The following is a 6563-nucleotide window of genomic DNA, read 5'->3' on the forward strand; positions in this document are numbered from 1 at the left end:
CATGAAGCGCCATTTGCTCACTCTCGCGGTACTTGGCGGCCTCATAGTCCTGCTCGTGCTGCTCAATGCGGCATTCGGGATAAGGCTCTACGACCGGATCGCGACAAATCTCTGCATTTCGCTGGTGCTGGTCCTCGGCCTGCAGGTTTTCATGGGCAATTCCGGCATCCTTTCATTCGCGCATATCGGCTTCATGGGGATTGGCGCCTACGTATCCGCGGTCTTGACCATCCCCGCCCAGATGAAGGGGATGGCACTGCCGGACCTCTACCCCTTCCTGAAAGGCGTGGAGCTGTCGCCATATCTTGCGATTGCCGCGGGTGGCATCGTCGCGGCGCTGGTTGCGGCCGCCGTCTCCTACCCGCTGATGAGGCTTTCCGACGCTGCCGCGGTCATCACCTCCTTTGCACTCCTGGTCGTGCTCTATACGGTGATGACGCATTGGAGCGCACTCACCAACGGCCCGCGCACCCTGTTCGGACTGCCGAAAGCCACCGACCTGACACTTGCGTCGGTCGTTGCGGCTATCGCGCTCGTGGCCGCCCTCGCCTTCAAGGAATCCAGAACAGGACGACTGCTGCGCGCCAGCCGCGACGATGAGACCGCCGCAGCAGCAATGGGCGCCCACATCCCGGTTTTGCGCTGGAAGGCATTCGTCCTCGCAGCCCTGTTCGCCGGCGTTGGAGGTGCGCTGTGGGGGCATTTCATCACCTCCTTCTCGCCCAAGGCCTTCTACCTGAGGGAGACCTTCCTGATCCTCAGCATGCTGGTGATCGGCGGCACCAACACCGTGACCGGGGCCGTGATCGGCACTTTCGTGGTGACGCTTGCATATGAGGGGCTCCGCGGGCTCGAGGGCGTTCTCAACGAGGCCAAGTTCATGTCCGAACCGGTCGTCGGGCTCACCGAGATCGTGCTCGCACTCGCCATGATCGCCGTGCTGGCGCTACGGCCGGGCGGCATGTTCCCGACACGCGAGGTCGGCGCCCTCCTTGGGCGCCGCAACAACAGACAGGAGAAGCCAGGATGAGCTGGAAGACCGCATACCGTTCCTTCTATTATGCCAATGCCGAGGAGCCTGCGGACATCCGGCTTGTTCCAGAGACGACGGCGCTGCTCGTCATCGACATCCAGAACACCTATCTCGCCGACAAGGACACGCCCGAAGAGACCGAGCGTTGGCAGCCCTTCTACAATCGGATGCGAGAGACGGTCATTCCGAACACCGCCCGACTGATAGCCGAATGCCGCTCCCGCGGCGTCGAAGTGATCTATGCACGCATAGGCTGCCTCAAGACCGACGGGCGCGACCGTTCGCTCAGCCAGAAGAAGCCTGGCTTCAACTATCTGCTGCTTCCGAAGGATCTCGAGGAGGGTCAGGTGGTTCCCGAACTTGCACCCCTCGAAGACGACATCACCATCATCAAGACGACCGACAGCGCGCTGACGGGGACCAATTTGCGGCTGATCCTGCATAATATGGGGATCAAGGACGTGATCTGCGCTGGTATCTTCACGGACCAGTGCGTGTCTTCGACCGTGCGCAGCCTTGCCGACGAGAGCTTCGGGGTCGTCGTCGTCGACGACTGCACGGCCGCAGCCACCATGGAGCTGCACCGGCATGAGCTTGAGATCATCAACATGATCTATTGCCACGTCGCGCAACTCGACGAGGTAGTCGGCTTCCTCGAGTGACCCTGATGAGAAGCGAAGGCGCTGGGAGCATCTATGAGAGGGATCTGGCCGCGCTATCGCGGATGTCCCACCTTCGTTTCTTCCCGCTGGCGGTCGTCGGTGGCAGCGGCTCTTTTCTGCATAACGAGGACGGAAGGCGCCTGCTCGACTTCTCTGCCTCGTGGGGCGCTGCGGCGCTGGGGCATTCGCATCCCGCGGTGCGGAATGCGGTCAGCGAAGCGCTTTCGGACCAGGCCGGCGCCAGCATCCTCTCCTCGGCCAACCTGCCCTCGGTCAAGCTTGCCGAAACGCTTCTGACAATCGTGCCGAAGCGGGCAGCCGGGCGAGTCTGGCTGGGGCATTCCGGCTCCGATGCCAACGAGACGGTCGCACGGGCGGTTGTGTCGGCAACCGGACGACCGAGGGTCCTTGCCTTCAGGGGCGCCTATCACGGTGGAACCACCGGCTCGATGGCGGTATCCGGGCATCCGGTCCAACAGAATGTCCCTAAAGCGCCAGGCCTGACGCTTGTCCCTTACCCCGATATCTATCGTGACGGTGGTGATGCTGAACGCATGGCGCTAGAGCATATTCGGCAGCTTTTTGCCGGCTCCGTGCGGCCCGGAGAAGTCGCGGCCTTCTTCATGGAGCCTATCCAGTCGGATGGCGGCATGATCGTGCCTCCCGCGAATTTCTTCCGCGAGATCGAGAAACTATGCCGGCAGCATGGGATCCTTCTCGTGTGCGACGAGGTCAAGGTCGGGCTGGGGCGCAGCGGAAAACTGAATGCGTTCGAACACCTGGGCATCGAGCCCGATATCGTCGTCTTCGGAAAGGGCTTGGGCGGCGGACTCCCTATCTCCGCCGCTGTCGGGCCGGAGGCGGTTATGAATCATCAATCCGCCTTTTCGTTCCAGACGGTTCACGGCAATCCGGTGTGCGCGGCAGCTGCATCCGCGGTGCTCGAAACGATCGAGGTGAACGGGCTTGCCGAAAATGCGAAACAGACGGGCGCCTATTTGATCGAAGGCCTCAACCGGCTGAAGCAGAAGCACGATCTCATCGGCGATGTCCGCGGACGCGGCCTTGCGATCGGAGTTGAACTCGTCACGGATCGCGTCGCGCGGGCGCCAGCGCGCCGCGAGGCCGCCATGACGGTCTATCGATGCTTCGAACTCGGCCTTGTGCTCTTCTATGTCGGCGTGAATTCAAACGTTCTCGAGTTGACGCCACCACTCACCCTCACGCGAGAGGAGGCGCAAGCGGGGCTGGAGCTTCTCGACCGCTCCCTTGCCGACGTCGCAGGCGGGCGCGTCGATCCTCGGCTGCTAAAGGCATTCCAGGGTTGGTGAGCATCATCTGCCTCGCTAGACTTATGGATGATGCTATGTGAGCCAAGGGCGCGGCTCCTGTCCGAACGGCCCGGTGTATGTGATGAGAACAAGCCTCGAAGAACTCATGGCCTGGCTGCCTGTTCCAGCCGCCTAGCAGGGCGGCGGCTTCGGCGGACCGTGGGACCGAGACGCATAAAAATTCCGGCCGCTTCGCGGGATCGTCCCTTCAGCAAGCGCGCCCAGTAGCTTGGGCGACAACGTTCGTTAACCCAGGCAGAACGGCGAGGCGGCCGCCCTACAGCAGCATTTCCGCGAGCCTTGGATCGATTGGACTGTCCTGGCAGCCCAGGCCGATCAGTTCATATACTGGAGCATGCGGGCGTGAAAGCACTCGCATTTGTTGATCGTGTCCTCGTCCTTGTAGTTGGTGCGCAGATAGCCATAGGCCTTGCCACAGGCCACCTTGGCTTCCGAGGCCCAAACGAACACCGGACGCGACGAATAGATCCACTCGTTGGATTTGGCGACCGCAACCGATTCGTCCATCAGCCGCACCACTTCGCCCCGCAACTCGGTCATGTTCTCGGTGAGCACGAGATTCGAGGTTCCGGCCACCGTGCAGTAGTCGTCCGCAGGTATGGTCGACAGGTCGGCGGCGGCAGTTGCACCGGCGAGACCCATTGCGCAGAAGCCCCCCAGTACGGCGGCTCTGATCGAACGAAAGAACATCTTTTCCCCCTGTTGCCCGCCGGTCGACCGAACCGTCACCGGAAACCGCCACACAAACCGTCAGATACGGGCCAGCCCTTGGCCCAAGGATGCAATTTACAAGATTGTACCGTCGGAAACCAGTATGTCGTCGTCGTAGAGAATGGCCAGCATCGGCGCATCCCCAGCAACAGACGAAACGTTCGCGCTGTCGATCGAGTAGCCTGTCGGCCCGTCGAGAGGTCCCGCCAATGGCGACGTTCCCTCGAAAGGGGACGCGAGTTGCGCGACAAGCTCCGACATGTCGATGACATCGCCTAGCAGGATGTCGTCCAGAAGCTCGCCGGGCAGCGCCACGGCTGCCGCCTCCGCCAACGGCAGTCCGGAGCCCGGCCTAGAATCCGGCACAAGCTCGGGCGAACCCGGGTCGGGAAGAAGGCTGGTGGTCCTCGGCATAGTTGCAGTCCCTGAAATGGAATGGCTCCGTGCGCTATCGAGTGCTTCTACCCGCTAGATCGTACCCTGCGTATCGTCCGTCCCGTTGTTGTTGTACAACACCGTGACGGGTCCGACTGGCGCGCTGTCGAACGTGGCGATCGTGTTCCAACCTCCGGCGCCGCCGGAGCCGGTCACGTCGATCTTCAACGCGTTGCCGTCGACGTCCGCGTAGTCGGCAATGGTCTTGCCCGCAGCGACATCGAAGAGTTCAGAGAGATCGATCACGTCATTGGCGGTGTTGAAGCCGACGATGAGATCGTCGGCATCGAACTCATCGAGTGCCTCCCCCGTGAACTGAATGATGTCTCTCGACTGGACCGCCTCCGTCACGTCCAGGAGATTGGCTCCGCCGCCACCGGACAGCAGATCCGCCCCCAGGCCACCGATCAGGTGATCGTCACCAAGGCCGCCGATGAGGATGTCGTTGCCTGCGCCGCCGTCCAGAACGTCCTCGAAGCCGGTCGCCGCAACTCCATCGAGCACCAGCGCGGTCTGGCTGCTCCCCACATCCCACCCCGGCAAGGTCTTGGTATCGACGAAGGCTACGCCGTTCCACAGCTTCAGCTCGGAACCGGAGATGAGGATGTCGTCGCCGCTGCCGCCCAGCAGCGTATCCTTTCCAAGAATGTCGACCAGAAGATCGGCGCCTGCTTCGCCGCGCAGCGTATCGTCGCCCGCCCCACCGAACAGCAGGTCGTTGTTGTTCCCGCCGAACATGCTGTCGTTGCCGGCGGTGCCGTAGAGATAGTCCTGTCCGTCGCCACCCCGGAACTCCCCGGCGAACGCCGAATCGTTGCCGGCGGCGTTCAACACCGATTGACCGCCGAACTGGGCGTCAACGCCGGAGTTGTCGAGATTTCCGCTCTTGTAGGCCTGATCGGGATCGGTCTCGTCGGCAGAGTCCTGCGGGTTGGGGGAGTCGGGCGTGCCGCCAACCCCTGCCGCAACCTGGTTGGTCTTGCCCTGGGTACTGCCATAGGTGACGGTCCAGTCCGATTCCCTGTTGCTGTCCGTCTGGATGGGCTGATCCGCGCGGTTGTCGTCGCCAGGTTGGCCGATGCTGTTCAGATTGGTTGGGTTGAACTCGCGGGCGTAGATCAACGATGTCGAATCTGAATTCTGGATTCCTGCAGCGGCGCTGTCGTCGATGAACTGCCTGGGCAACATCGGCAGCAGGCCGAGCGTAAGCGCCAGCTGGTACTGATCGCCCAGCGACCCGTTGTACTGGCTGTTTTGCGTAAGCGTCGAGCCCAGCAGGGAGGTGGCGTTGGCCGGCGCGAGACTTCCGCTGGCTCCATTCCAGATAACGTTGCCTAGCGTCAGCTTGTTGTCCGTATCCCCCAACGTGCCATTGTCGGACCCGATGTCGACGCCGTTTGCGAGGAACCCGTCCACCGTAAATACATTTGCACCGATTTTCTGATAAAGGCTGACGCCGATCGGATCCGATGTCGTCGTTCCGGCGGGCATGACCGAGTCCCAGTTGCCTCCGGCCGCAGAGGTTTCTGTGCCGGTCGACGGGTTGAAATAGTTATATGTGCCATTTGATTTTGCGCCCCCGCCGGCGTCATACAGAACCCAAACCCCGTTTTCATAGATGACAAGATAATGGTTGGCGGGGATCGTGCCCACCGTGCTCAAACTTACGTAAACTGTGTCGGTGCCGTCGGTCAGTTCGAGCCGGAGGGTCGGCACTTTGCTGCCGCTCGTATCGGACGCGTTATCCGACAGATTTTTGATTTCTACGTAGCTTAGCCCGGAAGGAACAACTGTGCTTCCCTTGACGTTCACCGAAGTAGACGTGTTCAATCCAATCTCGTTGACGACCAGAACTCCAAGCAGGCTATCATCAGGGAGCGTGTCGGTATCGGTGATCGTCACATTCTCCGAATCGGCCGCCGTCGCCGTCCCGTTCAGCGCCGTCGCATTGCCGATCGTGATGTTCAACACCTCGCCAGAGTCCACCAGATTGTCGTTGAGCGCCTGAACTCCGAAGCTCAGCGTCGTTCCCACGAAGCTGTCGTCGAAGGTCAAGGTGGTGCCGTCGAAGCTCACGCCGGCGGTAGAATTCGCAATCGCCTGCAGCGCGGCCTGGGCCGTCGTCACGAAGTCTGCATTCTGCGCCGTGGTGCCGGTCAGGAAGTCGACATCCACCGTCACCACATTGCCAGTCGTGATCCCCTCGCTCAGCGTGATCGTGAAGGTGTCGATCTCGCCGCCTTCCTCGCTGATCGTGGCGCGCGTATCCGATATCGTGATCATGATCGACTGATCGACATCGGTGATCGTCGACGTCGCCGTCGGCGTCGTGATCGACGCCGTGCCCTCGACGATCGTGGCGCTGTCCAG

6 protein-coding genes are annotated in these 6563 nt (G+C 61.7%); 3 read left to right on the forward strand and 3 right to left on the reverse strand.

The features are described 5' to 3' along the window. Position 1 precedes the first annotated feature (1 nt). Genes D8676_RS18775 through D8676_RS18785 form a run of 3 tightly spaced genes read left to right on the forward strand, consistent with a single transcriptional unit; the run spans position 2 to position 3026 of the window. The gene (locus D8676_RS18775) at positions 2–1030 is read left to right on the forward strand and encodes a branched-chain amino acid ABC transporter permease (protein ID WP_121582640.1); all 1029 of its coding nucleotides are present in this window, start codon (positions 2–4) and stop codon (positions 1028–1030) included. Further along, a complete protein-coding gene (locus tag D8676_RS18780) occupies positions 1027–1695 on the forward strand; it encodes an isochorismatase family cysteine hydrolase (protein ID WP_121582623.1) in 669 nt (222 codons plus the stop codon). Before D8676_RS18775 ends, D8676_RS18780 begins: the two co-directional genes overlap by 4 nt. A 5-nt stretch (positions 1696–1700) precedes the next feature. Next, on the forward strand, positions 1701–3026 hold the full coding sequence (locus tag D8676_RS18785; protein ID WP_121582624.1) for an aspartate aminotransferase family protein: 1326 nt from the start codon (positions 1701–1703) through the stop codon (positions 3024–3026). 336 nt (positions 3027–3362) lie between these two features. Here D8676_RS18785 and D8676_RS18790 read toward each other — a convergent pair whose 3' ends face one another. The 3 genes from D8676_RS18790 to D8676_RS27860 all read right to left on the reverse strand — a co-directional run. Next, positions 3363–3737, reverse strand: coding sequence for a hypothetical protein (locus D8676_RS18790; protein WP_121582625.1), 375 nt, complete (start codon positions 3735–3737; stop codon positions 3363–3365). Positions 3738–3833: 96 nt separating this feature from the next. Beyond that, positions 3834–4172: a hypothetical protein gene (locus D8676_RS18795; RefSeq protein ID WP_121582626.1), complete on the reverse strand. Its 339-nt coding sequence runs from the start codon at positions 4170–4172 to the stop codon at positions 3834–3836. A gap of 54 nt (positions 4173–4226) precedes the next feature. Next, a partial coding sequence (locus tag D8676_RS27860) for a calcium-binding protein (protein ID WP_121582627.1) occupies positions 4227–6563 on the reverse strand: 2337 nt, incomplete at its 5' end.

Source organism: Mesorhizobium sp. YM1C-6-2 (assembly GCF_003666685.1).
Classification (GTDB): Bacteria; Pseudomonadota; Alphaproteobacteria; order Rhizobiales; family Rhizobiaceae; genus Mesorhizobium_K.